General features: G+C 46.8%; 11 protein-coding genes. 6 read left to right on the forward strand and 5 right to left on the reverse strand.

What is annotated here, in order from left to right:
* Positions 1–13 precede the first annotated feature (13 nt).
* Genes tnpB through ACX5KA_RS07095 form a run of 3 tightly spaced genes read left to right on the forward strand, consistent with a single transcriptional unit; the run spans position 14 to position 2,125 of the window.
* Positions 14–157 (forward strand): IS66 family insertion sequence element accessory protein TnpB, encoded by a 144-nt coding sequence (gene tnpB, locus ACX5KA_RS07085; protein WP_458730800.1) that lies wholly within the window; start codon positions 14–16, stop codon positions 155–157.
* A gap of 23 nt (positions 158–180) precedes the next feature.
* Positions 181–1,758: an IS66 family transposase gene (gene tnpC, locus ACX5KA_RS07090; protein ID WP_458730758.1), complete on the forward strand. Its 1,578-nt coding sequence runs from the start codon at positions 181–183 to the stop codon at positions 1,756–1,758.
* On the forward strand, positions 1,730–2,125 hold the full coding sequence (locus ACX5KA_RS07095; protein WP_015066045.1) for a hypothetical protein: 396 nt from the start codon (positions 1,730–1,732) through the stop codon (positions 2,123–2,125). The genes tnpC and ACX5KA_RS07095 overlap by 29 nt, the downstream gene beginning before the upstream one ends.
* Positions 2,126–2,273: 148 nt before the next feature.
* Here the strand turns inward: ACX5KA_RS07095 and ACX5KA_RS07100 are convergent, their stop codons facing one another.
* On the reverse strand, positions 2,274–5,393 hold the full coding sequence (locus ACX5KA_RS07100; RefSeq protein ID WP_458730759.1) for a beta-galactosidase: 3,120 nt from the start codon (positions 5,391–5,393) through the stop codon (positions 2,274–2,276).
* A gap of 104 nt (positions 5,394–5,497) precedes the next feature.
* On the opposite strand from ACX5KA_RS07100, the gene ACX5KA_RS07105 reads away from it, so the two are divergent.
* Entirely contained in the window at positions 5,498–6,352 is an 855-nt protein-coding gene (locus tag ACX5KA_RS07105; protein WP_039217269.1) for an AraC family transcriptional regulator, read from the forward strand.
* On the opposite strand, the gene pmbA is transcribed toward ACX5KA_RS07105, so the two are convergent.
* On the reverse strand, positions 6,349–7,680 hold the full coding sequence (gene pmbA / locus ACX5KA_RS07110; RefSeq protein ID WP_458730760.1) for a metalloprotease PmbA: 1,332 nt from the start codon (positions 7,678–7,680) through the stop codon (positions 6,349–6,351). The two genes, ACX5KA_RS07105 and pmbA, sit on opposite strands and share 4 nt — an antisense overlap.
* A 72-nt stretch (positions 7,681–7,752) precedes the next feature.
* Between pmbA and yjgA the strand changes: the two genes are divergently transcribed.
* Positions 7,753–8,310 (forward strand): ribosome biogenesis factor YjgA, encoded by a 558-nt coding sequence (gene yjgA, locus ACX5KA_RS07115; RefSeq protein WP_049588407.1) that lies wholly within the window; start codon positions 7,753–7,755, stop codon positions 8,308–8,310.
* Positions 8,311–8,370: 60 nt separating this feature from the next.
* Entirely contained in the window at positions 8,371–8,799 is a 429-nt protein-coding gene (locus tag ACX5KA_RS07120) for a hypothetical protein (protein WP_039217277.1), read from the forward strand.
* 87 nt (positions 8,800–8,886) lie between these two features.
* Here ACX5KA_RS07120 and tldD read toward each other — a convergent pair whose 3' ends face one another.
* The 3 genes from tldD to ACX5KA_RS07135 are packed head-to-tail and all read right to left on the reverse strand — an operon-like array spanning position 8,887 to position 15,128.
* Entirely contained in the window at positions 8,887–10,329 is a 1,443-nt protein-coding gene (tldD, locus tag ACX5KA_RS07125) for a metalloprotease TldD (RefSeq protein WP_458730761.1), read from the reverse strand.
* Entirely contained in the window at positions 10,322–11,140 is an 819-nt protein-coding gene (locus ACX5KA_RS07130) for a carbon-nitrogen hydrolase family protein (RefSeq protein WP_039217283.1), read from the reverse strand. The genes tldD and ACX5KA_RS07130 overlap by 8 nt, the downstream gene beginning before the upstream one ends.
* Positions 11,133–15,128, reverse strand: coding sequence for a YhdP family protein (locus ACX5KA_RS07135; protein WP_458730762.1), 3,996 nt, complete (start codon positions 15,126–15,128; stop codon positions 11,133–11,135). Before ACX5KA_RS07135 ends, ACX5KA_RS07130 begins: the two co-directional genes overlap by 8 nt.
* Positions 15,129–15,147: the final 19 nt, after the last annotated feature.

A 15,147-nucleotide genomic window follows, 5' to 3' on the forward strand; every position in this document is an offset into this window, starting at 1 on the left:
GGGCGGTTATTGTTTGTGGAGCAAACGGTTAGAAAAAGGCACCTTCGCTAACGTGTCTGACGGCAACACCAAAACACCACTCAACAGTGCCCAGTTACAGTGTTTGATTGATGGGATTTACTGGCAAAAAGACAAACAAAACAGGCGATTTAATTAACTGATTTTGTTATAATTTAGCCCATGAAAACACGCTCTATTAGTCACCTTTCACCGTCTGAAATTGAGGCTGCCTTTGCTCATCAAGCCGATGAAATTGCGCAACTCAAGCAGCAACTCGACTGGCTTAAACGTCAGTTGTTCGGGCGTAAGTCTGAAAAGGTGTTAGCGGATAATCCGGCGCAGAGCAGTTTGTTTGATGAGGGGGAAACCCTCACCTTACCGGCAGAAACAAAACCGGTGAAGGCACATACTCGTTCCTCACAAAAGCTACGTCGCGACTCGGATGTTAATGATGATGGCCTGCGCTTTGATGAGACGGTGCCGCAACAGATTATTGATATACCTGCGCCAGAATTACAGGGGGCGGATGCCGACCAGTATGAATTAGTGGATACCAAAGAAACCTGTCGCTTAGCACAACAGCCTGGCAGTTATGTGGTATTGAGATTCCGTCGACAGGTCGTGCGTCATAAAACCACGCAAACCATTAAGGATACCCCAGCGCCAGGCAATGTGCTGGAAGGCTGTTACTGCGATGTCTCACTGCTCGCCGGACTGATGGTTGATAAAGCGGTGTATCACTTACCGCTTCACCGCCAACATCAACGGATGCTGGATAGCGGCATTACCCTTAGCCGGGCCACCTTAATCAACTGGATACAAAAAGGCATTGAGCTGCTTCGACCCATCGCCAAAGCCCAGTGGCAACACATTCTGCAAAGTAAAATACTGGCCATGGATGAAGTGCCCATTAAAGCAGGTCGCACCAAAGGCGCTGGCCGAAAACCCGGACACATGAAACAAACCTACTTCTGGCCCCTGTACGGTGACAGTGATGAAGTGGCGTTTACCTGGAGTAACAGCCGGGGTATGTTGCATGCCCAAGCACAGTTACAAGACTTTACCGGCACCTTGCTCACCGATGGTTATGCCGCCTACACCAAAACGGTTGAACAATTAAATCAATACGAACAACAGATTGTGCATGCTGCCTGTTGGGTACACATGCGCAGAGGCTTTGAAAAAGCCCTCGACAGTGAGCCGCAAGCCGCACAGCAGGCACTGGATATTATCGCTGCGCTCTACCGACATGAAAAACACATCAGGCATAAACAATTAGACCTGGCCGATATCCATGCTTACCGGCAACAACACAGCGAACCCTTAGTCACTGACTTCTTCCGGTGGGTTTATCAACAACGACAGCGCACTGATTTACTCCCCAAGTCTCCCTTCGCCAAGGCACTCCATTATGCGCATGAACGAGAAAGCCAACTCAAGGTGTTCCTGAGCAATCCAGCTCTACCCATGGATACCAATCATCTTGAGCGGGCACTGCGTGTTATTCCCATGGGGAGAAAAAACTATTTGTTCTGCTGGTCTGAACTTGGCGCTGAACAGCTGGGCATACTGCAAAGCCTGATGGTGACTTGCCGCCTGCAAGGCATCAATCCCTACCATTATCTGGTGGATGTATTACAACGCGTGGCATTACATCCGGCCAGGGACGTAATCGACCTCACGCCGCGGCTCTGGAAACAAAAATACAATCAAAACAGGTTAGTCAGCGATGTCAAAATACTCACTTCCCAACACTAAAATCTCAGCCACAATTATGGAGTTCGGTAAAGGAGTGTTAAATGCACTCCCTGCTGATTACAGCCAGTCAGAAATGGAAGATGCTATGCTGACGATAATAACCGTGTGGAATGCCATCGTACTGGACACTTGGCACAACACAGACAAAAATGAAAAAATGGTGCTTGATGCACTCTCTCAAGCGCCTAAAGAAGGACAACTTCAAGTAAAACGATTGATAAAAAGAAAGAAGACCAAGTTTAGCGATGATATCCGCGCGGTTGGAGATCACTGGATAAGAGAAGAGCAAGGGGACTTTATCTTCGGCTGTGAAGCACGGTTAGATATAGAACGCATCTCCTTAAACGAAGATAGCCTCAAACACTAAACGAATCACAACGGTCTATATTGATCGCTTACTGTGTAGCGGCTTTTTTTATATGTAAACAATTCATCCCAATGACGGCATAACTAAGCTATGCCGTGAAATGTCACTTGAGATATCGAGAGCTAAATGATCTACTTCACACTGAGGATTAGCTGTCAGTAGCGCTAAAGCAAACTGAGTAGCGGTATTGCTTCTCTTCCAACAAGAATGCTTTATGTGTACTTGGGCTCCATGAATCATCGCCGCCTACGCCCATGTGAGCATGATCAATGTACACAAACACACAATCTTGAGGTGTTAAATCACAGGCGTGTTTTGCCTCGTCTAGCTGTGCTTGTCCATATTCGCTCACGTTAAAATAGAACTGTCCTTTTGCTTTCAGGCCGCTAACCTCAAGTTGTGTACAGCCACAGCGCAAGCCGTTGTCCGTTGGGAATATGTAGCACGTTTGCATCTCTTCTATAGGTAAGGTGTAGCGACCATAACGCGCTGCCGCTTTTCTGTCAGGGTAGTTCTCAAATGGCCCTAGTCCCTGCCAGGTAATCGACGTTGGCTTATCGGCTACAGGCACTGCCGTTTGTATACCAATTCGCGGCATAGGTGGTAAACCATCATCCAAAAGCACTTCAACGTCTACCGATAGCTCGGCCTGTGCATTTATGGTGTAAACCCACTTGGTTGCCGCTACCAGCTTTTCTGAATGGTGATAGTCAAATAACGATGTTATACGCACGTCTTGCGCGCCCTGCTCAACGTCTACGCCCGTGCAAGTGCGTGTCCACTTGCCAATTCCAGCACGACGCCAGCGAGACTCCCACGCATTTGGGTCTGGATTATCAACTTCGCTTACCCCAATGTCGTTATCTAGCGGCGCTCTGAAGAAGTTATCTTCTAGCGGCGCGGCAAGTGTTTCCTCCGCGCCTTGAAGCCACGAGGTTAATAGCCCGCTCTCACTATTAAAGCTAAATACGTTATTTTGCGCATGTACCTGCAACATCCCATCCTGAGCTTCAATTGATAGCTCACTAGTGCCGCTTGTTGTTTCGTTATCATTAAGAGAAAACGATACTATTCCACGCTTGTTGACTAGCGCTAACTGGGCGGTGTCCATAACATGCCCTGCTTTAGCCCACGAACAGTCATTCGCTAGTACCACATCAATATTTAAGTGGTAGTCAGCGCCTGCTTTAAACGTAATATCTGGGCTAAGACTGAGCGTTTGTGCTTGTTGTGGCGCTATGTCGATTTCGCATTCGCCCTTCGCCTCAGCAATCGGTTGTCCATTTTCTAGCACTTGCCAACGTAACAACTCGTTATCTGTGCGTCTAAATAAGTAATCGCTGCTTGCTGTAAGCTCAAACTTGTTGTCTTTCTCAACCAACGAAAAGCTTAAGTGCTGCTTACAATATTTAGCTTCTAATAAGTGCGGATGTGGCGTTCTGTCTGGAAATAACAGACCGTTTATACAGAATTGTCTGTCGTTTTCAGTATCGCCGAAGTCTCCGCCGTAAGCCCAGTATGCTTCGCCGCTATTAGTGTGCTTTACTAACCCTTGATCTACCCAGTCCCAAATAAAGCCACCTTGAAGGCGAGGATAAGCCTTAAACGCTTTCCAGTATTCATCAAAGCTACCCAAGCTATTGCCCATAGCATGCGCATATTCGCATAGAATAACGGGGCGGTTTTCCCCCGGCATCGACAACCATTTTTTAATGGCCCACTTAGGCACTGCATCGTCTTTAATGTCGGTATCAACCCGTGCGTACATTGGCGCAATAATGTCGGTAGCCGAAGTATCAGCGCCGCCGCCTTCGTACTGTACAGGGCGCGATGGGTCAAATGACTTTGCCCAGCCATACATTGCATCGTGGGTAGGGCCGTGACCAGACTCATTCCCCAACGACCAAATAATGATGCTGGGGTGGTTTTTGTCTCGCTCGACCATTTGCGTAAAGCGCGCCATGTAAGCGCCGGCCCAGAGCGGGTCGCGAGAAAGCCTTCCCATTGGGAACATACCGTGGGTTTCGATGTTAGCTTCATCCACCACATAAAGCCCGTATTCATCACAAAGCTCATACCAACGAGGGTGATTTGGATAATGAGCGGTACGTACGGCATTGAAGTTGTTTTGCTTTAACAACTTAATGTCTTCAAGCATGTCATCTTCATTGATTGCATGCCCTTTTGTTTGATGGTGTTCGTGACGGTTAACCCCACGAATTAGCACGGCTTTACCATTTACCAGTAACTGGCCGTTTTTCATTTCAATGTTTCTAAAGCCAACGTTATAGGCCTCAACATCAACGGCATTGCCATTCTCATCAATAAGCGAGACTACGATGCGGTACAGATTCGGTGTTTCAGCAGTCCAGTGTTTAGGTTCATTCACATGAAGCGTTTGAAAAACTACATCATCCCAACCGCCCTTTTCATCAATACGCTTATTGTTAGTGCCGGTAATGACTTGCTCGGTAAGAGCGTTATCGCCATCAAAAAGCTGGATACCCACTTTGTAAGTAGAAGGCGCATTGATGGCGGTACGTACGGTTACTACTGCGTCGCGATAGCATGCGTCAAGGCTTGGCGTAACAAACACATCCTGAATGTGATGCTGAGGTTTGGTGACAAGATTTACGTCGCGGAAGATACCGCTAAGCCACCACATGTCCTGATCTTCTAAGTAGCTGCCGTCTGACCATCGGATCACCATTACCGCTAGTCGGTTTTCACATTCGACCAAGTAGCCAGACAAATCGAATTCAGCCGGTAGTCGACTATCTTGGGAATAGCCCACATACTCGCCGTTGCACCACAAGTGAAACGCGCTATTTACCCCTTCAAAAACAATATGATTGCGCTGTTTTAACTCATCCTTGGTAACGTTGAACGTTGTTCGGTAGCAACCCGTTGGATTCTCGCTGGGTACCACTGGAGGGTTCACCTCGAAAGGATATTTAACGTTACAGTAAATCGGTTTGTCGTGACCTTGCAGCTGCCAATTAGAAGGTACCGCGATAGGCTGCCAATTAGCAGATTCATCATCACTTAATGTTTTAGAAAGCAGGCTTTCAGGTACGTTTGCTGGTGCCTCAAATAAACGGAAATCCCACTGACCGTTTAAACTACGCTTTTGCGCATTGGTATTGTGCAATGCGTCTTTTAGCGTTTTATATCCGTGATGTGGACTGTGGGCATTGATGCGATTCCTCTGAAATACAACCGGGTTTTGCCAATCGTTTTGAGCCACTACTTGCGCAACATTAAGCATGTCATATCCTTTACTTTTTCGTTAAGCGCAATATAGCTAACTTTCATTAAATCCTTTATGCTCTAATCTTTCATATATTTATCCAAAACTATCATTTCACATTTATGCAACTTAGCTTTAGAGACATTGTAGACATAGGCCCCAAGTGCCTTGAACGCTTTATTGATAGTAGTAATGCGCCTGAAATCAGCGACCTGGAGATTGAACTAGCAGGATGCTCTAACTTATCAGGTGACTATACGGTAGGTCGCGTTTCGCCTCCTAACCACACCTTGTTTTACAGCATTCATGGACAAGGAAAATTTCGTGTCCCGTCAGGCGAGATGCAATTGGATGAAGGACAGCTAATTATTTTACCCGCTGGGCAAAGTTTTGAAGTCACAATAGTCAGTGAGCAATGGGATATAATTTGGGTAAACTTGGCAGACTCCGAACGCTGGACACCATTTAATAAGCTAGGTGCTGTGATAGTGGATAATGCCATGCTGGAAGGACTGCATCATGCAATGGAACTTTTGTATTTAGAGCGTGACGTCGAGAATCGAAATTCGGCGATGCAAGTTGTGTCTCGCTACCTGTACCGTATTATTGATGCGCCTTTGAGTGACGTACATACTCACGATGAGAAAGAACGACGCCAAGTAAGCAGACTACACAGCCTCTTTTCTGCGGTTGAAAAACAGCTTCAGTTTGATTGGGATATGGAAAGCTTAAGTGAGAAAGCGCATTATTCTGCCCCTCACCTTCATAGGCTGTGCTTACAAGTATTTGGGAGAAGCCCCAAACAGCACGTTATCCATTTGCGTATGACACGAGCCAAAAGCTTATTACTAAGCACGCAGTGGCCCGTATCTTATATCGCCAGTTATGTAGGCTACGCAAATGTATTTACGTTCTCGAAACGCTTTAAGAAGTCCACCGGGCTGTCTCCTTCAGCGTTTCGAGAAAGCGTAAACTAGCTGCCTGCTATCTTCATTTGGTCAATAAGCACAGAACCGGTCTGTACACTACCTCGCACATCTTTTTCAGCGCCAATTGCCACAATGCCTTTAAACATATCTTTCAGATTGCCAGCAATAGTTACCTCGTGAACGGGGTATTGGATGATGCCATTTTCAACCCAGTATCCCGCTGCGCCGCGCGAGTAATCGCCCGTTACACCGTTAACGCCCTGCCCCATCAGTTCGGTTACGAACAAACCTGTGCCCATTTCTTTAAGCAGGTCGGCGTCGCTATGACCCGTATCACCTACTAGCCAGTTATGAATGCCACCGGCGTGGCCATTCGAGCGGGTGTTTAGTTTACGCGATGAGTAAGTGGTATAAAGATATGTGGCCAATTTACCCCCATCTACAATGGTCATGTCAGAACACGCCACACCTTCGTTATCGAAGCTTGAGCTTGCCAGACCGCCTTTGATAAACGGACGCTCTTCAATATTAAGCCATTCTGGGAAAACTTGTTTACCCAAGCTATCTAGCAAGAAGCTAGAGCGACGATAAAGGCTGCCGCCGCTGATAGCTCCAACGTAATGGCCAAATAAGCTAGATGCAATGTCACGGTGTAAAAGCACAGGCACGTTTGCCGTGTTGATTTTACGGGCGCCTAAACGGTCTACGGTAGCTTTAGCGGCTTCAATACCCACTGCACTTGCTGATTGCAGCAAAGACGCATTACGACTTACTGTGTAAGCGTAATCGCGCTGCATATCGTTATCTTGTGCGCCAATAACCATACAGCTTAGTGAATAACGACTGCTAGGATAACCGGCGTTAATTCCATGGGTGTTGCCGTAAACGCGCATACCTAGATTTGCGTTATACGACGCGCCATCTGAATTTGTAATGCGCGAGTCGTAATTCATTGCCGCCGTTTCGGCTTCAATAGCAGTTTTAATGGCCTTTTCAGTATCTAACTCTTCAGGGTGATACAGGTCTAAATCAGGGAATTCAGTGGCGATAAGGTCGGCATCGGCCAAACCTGTACAAGGATCTTCACTGGTATAGCGAGCAATATCTACGGCTTTTTCTACCGCCAGTGTTAGCGCCGCTTTGCTCAGATCTGCGGTAGACGCACTGCCCTTGCGCTTGCCTACATATACGCTAATACCTAAGCCACCGTCGTTGGTAAACTCAACGTTTTCAACTTCTTGCATACGCGAAGATACGGCAATGCCCTGCACTTTAGACATGCTGGCTTCGGCTTGTGTTGCGCCTTTAGAAAGGGCTAATTTCAGTACATCATCTACGACATTTTGAATGTCGGCTAACTGCTGCTCAATTTGCATAGTAAGTTTCGCTGTCTTAATTCGACTGTGATAGTTACAATTTAGCTAAAGTGTAACACTAATGAGTTTGAAATGAGTGATCAGAAATACAATTCTCCTGAAGATCCTTACTTCGAAGATGCGCAAGCAGATGAGTTCGAAGAGGAAGAATTAATAAGTAAAACTGAGCTGAAGCGCCAAGCCAAAGAACTTCACAAGCTAGGTGAAACGTTGGTTAACTTAACCGATGCTCACATAGCGACGATCCCTATGGATGAAGAGCTTGCTGACGCCATCGCTATTGCCCGCAAAGTAAATAAGAAAAAAGACGGTTATCGTCGCCAGCTTCAGTTTATCGGCAAGGTATTGCGCCAGCGAGACACTGCTCCTCTTGAAGAGGCGTTGGCCAAAATTACACATCAGCATCAAGCGAGCAATGCGGCCTTTCATGCACTAGAAAAAGCCCGTGAAGCCGTAATTGAACAGGGTGACCCCGCTATTCAAAAGCTGATTGAAGCGCACCCTGAACTTGACCGCCAAAAGCTGCGCCAATTTCACCGCCAAATTAAGAAAGAGCGTGAAAAGAATGCGCCGCCTAAAGCATTCAGAGAGCTGTTTCAGTATTTGAAAGACGTTATTCACGAAGATTAATGGTCTACACTTCATTGATTCTCAACGTAAGTGCGTTATTCACCTGCAAAAAGGGGGAGTATGAAAATATTCTCTAACCCTAACGCAACACTGAAAAGCAAGTACGGTCAGTATCAAATTGCTGTGCTTGGTAGTATTGTTGGCGTGTCTGCTGAAGGCATTGCCGATGGCTCAGCCATTGAACGCTATGCGCGGGATATGATGGATGTGATTAACAGCTTTGGTGGCAGTCATTGGGCATTTTTAGGTTTTTTACACGGCTCCGCCCTTATGACGAAAGCCGGCGAAAAAGAACTGCAACGTTCAGTTGAGTGGCGTGCGAAGCATGGAATGGCGCTTGGAGCCTTAGTTATTGGCGATACTAGGGTACAACCTATAGTAAGAGCGCAATTTCAGAGAGTTTATGATAATGCAGGCCTTGAGCTGGGTATTTTTACCAACGAAGAAGATGCTATTGAGTGGTTGAACGAAAAAGGATTTGAAAGCTAGCCATGACTTATACCTGTTAGCATACAAAAAAGGTTGGAGCCTAGGCCCAACCTTTTTTAATTTTCCAGTGTACAGGATTGAGCTGAATTAGGCCGTCCCACCCACCGTCAACTCGTCAATTTTAAGCGTAGGCTGACCTACACCCACCGGCACGCTTTGACCGTCTTTACCACATACACCAACGCCTTTATCTAGGGCAGTGTCATTTCCAATCATTGAGATTTTTTGCATAACCTCTGGACCGTTACCAATTAAGGTAGCCCCTTTTACTGGAGCGGTAATTTTACCGTTTTCAATTAAGTAGGCTTCCGCGCTAGAAAATACAAATTTTCCTGACGTAATGTCTACTTGTCCGCCAGCAAAGTTCGGCGCGTAAATACCTTTGTCGATAGACGCGATAATTTCCTGCGGATCGTGTTGGCCTTCCAGCATATAAGTATTCGTCATGCGGGGCATAGGCAAGTGCGCATAGGATTCACGACGACCGTTACCGGTAGGCGCAACGCCCATAAGCTTGGCGTTATGTTTATCCTGCATATAACCTTTTAAGATACCATCTTCAATAAGCACGTTGTGCGCTGTTGGTGTGCCTTCATCGTCTACCGACAACGAGCCACGACGGTCGTCTAATGTGCCATCGTCAACAACCGTCACGCCTTTTGCAGCAACGCGCTGACCAATACGGCCACTAAATGTTGATGCACCCTTACGGTTAAAGTCGCCTTCAAGACCGTGCCCTACCGCTTCGTGAAGTAATACGCCAGGCCAACCGTTACCTAATACTACAGGCATAGCGCCTGCCGGTGACGCCACAGCCTGCATGTTTACGCGTGCCATGTGGAGGGCATCTTCTGCCAACGTCTCGTAATACGGTTTGCCGTTTTCGTCTTGTTTAAAGAACGAGTAGGCATAACGACCACCAGCTCCAGCTGAACCACGTTCACGTCTATCGCCTTGTTCTAGCAATACCGAGCAGTTCAAGCGCACTAGCGGGCGAATATCAGTAGCTAACGTACCGTCACTGCCGGCAACTAAAATTTCTTCATACACGCCGCTTAAGCTCACCACTACCTGATTGGCAGACGGCTCTTGCTTGCGGATATAGGCATCTACTGCTTTTAAAAGCGAAATTTTCTCAGCGTCTTGCATCGCAAGAATAGGGTTATTTTCGCTGTATCGCGCTTGCACTGGTTTTTGTCCAAGCGAAGCAACTTGTTGTGACCCGCCGCTTGGCGCAATACCGCGGGCCGCTTTACACGCTTTAGTCAACGCTTCTTCGCTTATTTCGTCGGAATAAGCGAACCCTGTTTTCTCGCCGCTAATTGCACGCACGCCTACGCCGCGCTCTATGTTATAGCTGCCTTCTTTAATAATGCCGTCTTCCAACACCCAGCTTTCGTGCTGGCTTGACTGAAAATATAAATCGGCATAGTCGGTATCGTGACGATGAATAGTCGCTAAAGCACGCTCTAGCTTAGAGATATCTAGCCCTGAGTCAGATAATAAATGACGCTCAACAGATTTAGACAAAGTGACTCCTGAATCGGTTATGTTCGGCAACCGGCATATTCTGTTTAATGGTTTCTCTTTCTGCAATATCTACTTTTGCCGAAACTAACCCTACGTCGGTTTTGCGTTCGGCAAGGGTCTCCCCCCAAGGCGACAGTACAAGACTGTGACCGTATGTTTCACGGCCATTTGCATGCACACCACTTTGATTTGCAGCTACCACAAAGCACTGCTTTTCAATGGCTCTGGCTTGCAACAACGCATGCCAATGGGCTTCTCCGGTGCGCTGGGTAAAGGCCGCTGGCAACACCAGAATATCGATATCGCCCATTGCAGTAAATAACCCCGGAAAGCGTACATCATAGCACACCGCAAGACCAATGTTGCCTATTGGCGTTTCAACAGTAACCACCTTGCTGCCCGCTTCGGTTGTCGCCGATTCACGATAACTGCCCGTATTGTCGTTAACCGATACATCGAACATGTGAATTTTTCGGTAGTCTGCCAACACATCACCATTAGGGCCAAACAGTATGCAGGCTGCGGAAAACTTCTCTGGGCTATTGGTTTTCACTGGAAACGTACCCGAAACCAGATAGCACTGGTATTGTGCAGCAAGCGCTGACAAACGTCGCTGAATTACGCCTTCGCCCTTTGTTTCTGCCACAGCAAGTTGGCCTTTGTCTTTACCGCCGAAATAAGCAAAACACTCTGGAAGCACAACTAAACTGTTTTTCTCAATCTTTGCCGATGCCATTTCGTTTGCAACGGTGTCGAGATTTTCTTCCACGCTTGGCGCAGATGTCATTTGTAATGCAACTAAATTAACCATCGATCACCTCCATTTTAAGCCTGCGTACGTCATCTTCCGTTAATGGCCTGTCTTGCGGGTTGGCCGGTACAGGCGCATTTTGCGCAGGTAAGCTGATGTCTTTGCTGTTGCGCTCAACTTCGTCGAACTTAGGATCTTTTATGGTGCCTGTAACGCGATAGTTCACATTCGAAATAACTTTCGCAGAGGTTAGCACCTGGTCTATGGCAAGAGCAGCGAGTGCAGTAGGCGGCGTAGCCAAGAAATACACTAAAAACGGTAAGTTCCCGGTTACGTTCGGTGCGAACGATACGTTGTAATTTAATCCACCAGTGTTGAGGTCGGTGAAGCCTGTGATCTCTATTTCACCAGCGCCGCCGTCAATTTCAGTATCGTCGGTATACGCTTTGCCATTAACAATACTTAACGTACCGCCCATATCGTCGTAGAAAAACCCCTTAGCAAAAACGTCTCGAAAATCGAGACTGAGCTTCCGCACTAACGAGTTCAAGCTAAACAGGGTAAAGATACGTGACCCCTTATCACTCAACTCAGTTAGATACCCATCTGACAGCGACCACTCAACATTACCGTTTAGCTGTTCAAACCCGAAATCCATCGGCGCATTTGGCCAGTTGATATCAAACGCCACGTTTGCGCTAGAATCTTTTATTCCTGATTCAACACCGTACTCTTTTAGCATCTGCCCAACGTCGGGAGACGTTAATGTTCCGTTTAACGCGCTTTGAATCTCGCCTCCCATGTGCTTCCAATAACCCGTTGCGGTAACGTTAGTTTCATCAGATTTCACTAGAAGCTGGCGAATGGCTAAACCATTTTCTTCCTTCGCGATGTCTAAGGTAATTTCACCTAAATCGATGCCGTGCACGCCACAGGACTGACAATAAAAATAAATGGGCGGTAGCGTATTTGGGTCAATATTGTAGGGCGATTCGCCTTCCTCATTTGGCATTGCACTATTCGTAGCTAACTCAACGCCGCTCTCTGAGTCGGCTTTTGTCGTCCCCCCGGCTTCAGCAGGCTTCTCTAGTGATAAATAGTCGGCATTTATTTCAATGCCCTGCTCGTCTAAATCACTATTAATACGAATAGTGGCTCTTGCCTGAGGCGACGCTAAGTCTAGGATCCAATCTTTATTGCGTTCTGTTGCACTGAGCTGCGCATCTTTAATACTGTGGCCAGCAAAATTTAGCTTGTCGGCTTTGGCGAATATCCGCGAAGGAGTACCAAACAAATTCGCTTTTTTACTTTCGTTTGATTGGATACTCGATTGAGCATTTGTTTTTGCAACGGCGGTGCTGGTGTCTTTCCCTTTACCGGAAAGTAACATATTTATAGTGGTAAACCATTCTTGCACATCAGCTTGAGCTAGATTCGCACTGATACTAAAACCTGTACCAATGTTGGCTATATCGCTTTCGCCAAGTGCCAAGTGCGCACGTGAAAACTGCATTTCTTTGTGCGGTAGTACGCCATCAAAACGAATGTTATCACCAAGTGACGCCTCCACATTTGATGCTTTGCTATCGCCTTTACTGGTAATAAGCAGCGGTAAACTGCTGCCCGCTGGCGTATCGAAGGGAGCAGGCAATACACTTTGTGTCGCCGTTAAATCTGCAGTCAAATTGGCAGTATAATTAAACCCACTGTTTGAAAGCGACAGTTGGACTGTAGTGTTCCAATCACTTTCGCCGTCGATGTATTCGGTGAGATCCGTGTTCACATAGTTAGCCAACGGGTGTACATGCCATCGCCCACCTAACTCTACATTTAGGTCGTACGTGTCGCCCTGTCTACCGGATAGCGACAAGTTCACCGGCTGTTTAAGAAACTGCGCCTGAAGCCCACTTGCGTCTATATCGCCATTAACAAATGACACCTCTCCCGATGCCTTATCAAATAGCATATTTGTGGTCGCAACAAAAACGGGGTTATTCGACAAGTGCGCCGTTCCCGATGCCACCACATCTTTGCCTTTAAACGGAATATCAAGCTTTATGTCGGCAGATAGAGGCCCGCCAATTTGCACGTCTTCGTTAAGTACTTTGCCTAAAGATTTTTTGAGGGACGAATCCATCATTAACGCGGTTAGCGCGTTACCAGTGCCAGTACCATTGGCATAAATAATCAGGCGAGCATCTGGACTAAAGCTTGGAATGGCCGCCGACATATCACTGATTTTCATACCAGCAAGCGTCGCACTCGGGCTCTCCATCACTAATGCATTATTCACAAAATACAAAGATAGGTCTAAGTTATTAAGTGCCGGCCAGTCTGGCGCAAAAAGAAAATCCCCCTGCTCAATATCGACATACGCCTGAAAAATGCCCGTGTTGTCGTCAAACGGGAAGTCACTCGTGCGACCGTGCCACAGCACGCGCGCATTTGCGATTTCACCTTTTCCTGTAAATGCACGAGTAAGGTATTTGTCGGTATTAGCCCCCATTAAAGAAGGGGGAAATAAACTGCTCACCTCATTTAGCGCCAATGGGCTTACATCCACATAAAGCGACATAAACCCTGTCGACGTATTCAGTTTAAACTGAGGGTGAAGAGTAACGGCATCACTATTAAGCAGCATATCGCTGCCTTTTACTACCCACTGCTTGTCTTCGCTATCTATCTGCTCTGGGTAAATATAAAACTGGGATTTAAATAAGTTTATATTGACGTCTTTCTTAATTACGCCGTTGGCACTTAATAAGCTATCCGCGCTCTCTAAGTAGATAGCGCCATTATTTTTATACCAGAAAAAGTCTGCGTCTAGCGACGAAAGACCGGGTACCTTATCAGTTTTGTCCCACTGTAAATCTAGTACTTTAGCAGCTAAAGAAGGCTGGCCGTTGTGCCACTGAATCTGCAATGTCGCCAACTCGCCTTTTGGATTAAGCCCGCGTATTTCTTCTTCACTGGTATCATCCATGAAAAGCGGTAACAGCAGCAGAAAGGGGTTAATTTGCACTGGCTTTACGGTGTTTATCAGCGCATCACCATTTGCACTTATACTACCAATTAGGTCTGTTGTAAGGGTATCGTTGCTCGAATTAAGCACCAATTGATCCACTCGGACATTCCAGCCTCCCTGTCTGTTCTCATCGTTAGGCAACGCCTGGAGACTACCTCCGCTGATACCTGTTACCGTTTTCGCGCGGCCACTGCCCCACTCTAAAAGGCTTTCACTAAGCTCGGCTTGTACGCTTGTGACTTCACTTTGAGAAAAGTTAGTCCATACTTCAAAGTTTGCGCGGCTTTGCGCTAGTGGACGCTTGGTTTTGATGAGGTCGCTTACCCACGGAGAAATATCGAGCTCTTCTGCTTTGGCGTAGAACACGCCGTCAAAGTCTTCCCGCGTGCCCGTGATATCAATGATAAACGAGGCCGAGTTAGCCGCTAAATCTGCAACCTTAAGCTGACCTAAACCTTGGTGTCGCTCTTCGTGGTTATTCCACGATAAACTTTCAATATCAAATGAATTGGTTTCATTAAGATGAGTGACAGATACCACCCCGTCTTCTAACGAGAAGCTTTGAAGCTGCTCCAAAAACAGACGCTCTAGCGCATTTACTACAGGGAAGTTATTCTTATCGCCTCCAGAAAGGCGATCGGCGTCAATATCAAGCTTAAGACCACGTAGCTCGAAACGGGTGGATGAGATAAGTTGGTGGCGTAGCGATTCCCAAAAATCTAGCTCGACGTAGATTTGCCTGATATCCAATGCAACAGGGCTAGCATCGTTTTTAGCCAACGACACCGAATTGAGCACAATACTTGGACCATTGCGCTGCCAAACAGCATGCACACTTTGAATGGATAGGTTTACGCCATAACGCTCATTAATATAGTTTTCCAACAGGTGTTTGTTGTGCTCAATATGCGGCAGAGCATAGCGTGCAGCGCTTAAAACAAGCGCGAAAAGTACAAGCAATACGGCGAGTAGCAGCCAAAACTTTTTAAGTAGATAAGCGGCTACCGACGAAAAATTTGTCACATTTTGCCTTTGTATACGT

Source organism: Alteromonas alvinellae (assembly GCF_902705805.1).

What these genes read in the sequence shown, in the direction of transcription:
- tnpC (WP_458730758.1), top strand. Translation starts at nt 181, where the DNA reads ATGAAAACACGCTCTATTAGTCACCTTTCACCGTCTGAAATTGAGGCT.
- ACX5KA_RS07095 (WP_015066045.1), top strand. Translation starts at nt 1,730, where the DNA reads ATGTCAAAATACTCACTTCCCAACACTAAAATCTCAGCCACAATTATG.
- ACX5KA_RS07100 (WP_458730759.1), bottom strand. Translation starts at nt 5,393, where the DNA reads ATGCTTAATGTTGCGCAAGTAGTGGCTCAAAACGATTGGCAAAACCCG.
- ACX5KA_RS07105 (WP_039217269.1), top strand. Translation starts at nt 5,498, where the DNA reads ATGCAACTTAGCTTTAGAGACATTGTAGACATAGGCCCCAAGTGCCTT.
- pmbA (WP_458730760.1), bottom strand. Translation starts at nt 7,680, where the DNA reads ATGCAAATTGAGCAGCAGTTAGCCGACATTCAAAATGTCGTAGATGAT.
- yjgA (WP_049588407.1), top strand. Translation starts at nt 7,753, where the DNA reads ATGAGTGATCAGAAATACAATTCTCCTGAAGATCCTTACTTCGAAGAT.
- ACX5KA_RS07120 (WP_039217277.1), top strand. Translation starts at nt 8,371, where the DNA reads ATGAAAATATTCTCTAACCCTAACGCAACACTGAAAAGCAAGTACGGT.
- ACX5KA_RS07130 (WP_039217283.1), bottom strand. Translation starts at nt 11,140, where the DNA reads ATGGTTAATTTAGTTGCATTACAAATGACATCTGCGCCAAGCGTGGAA.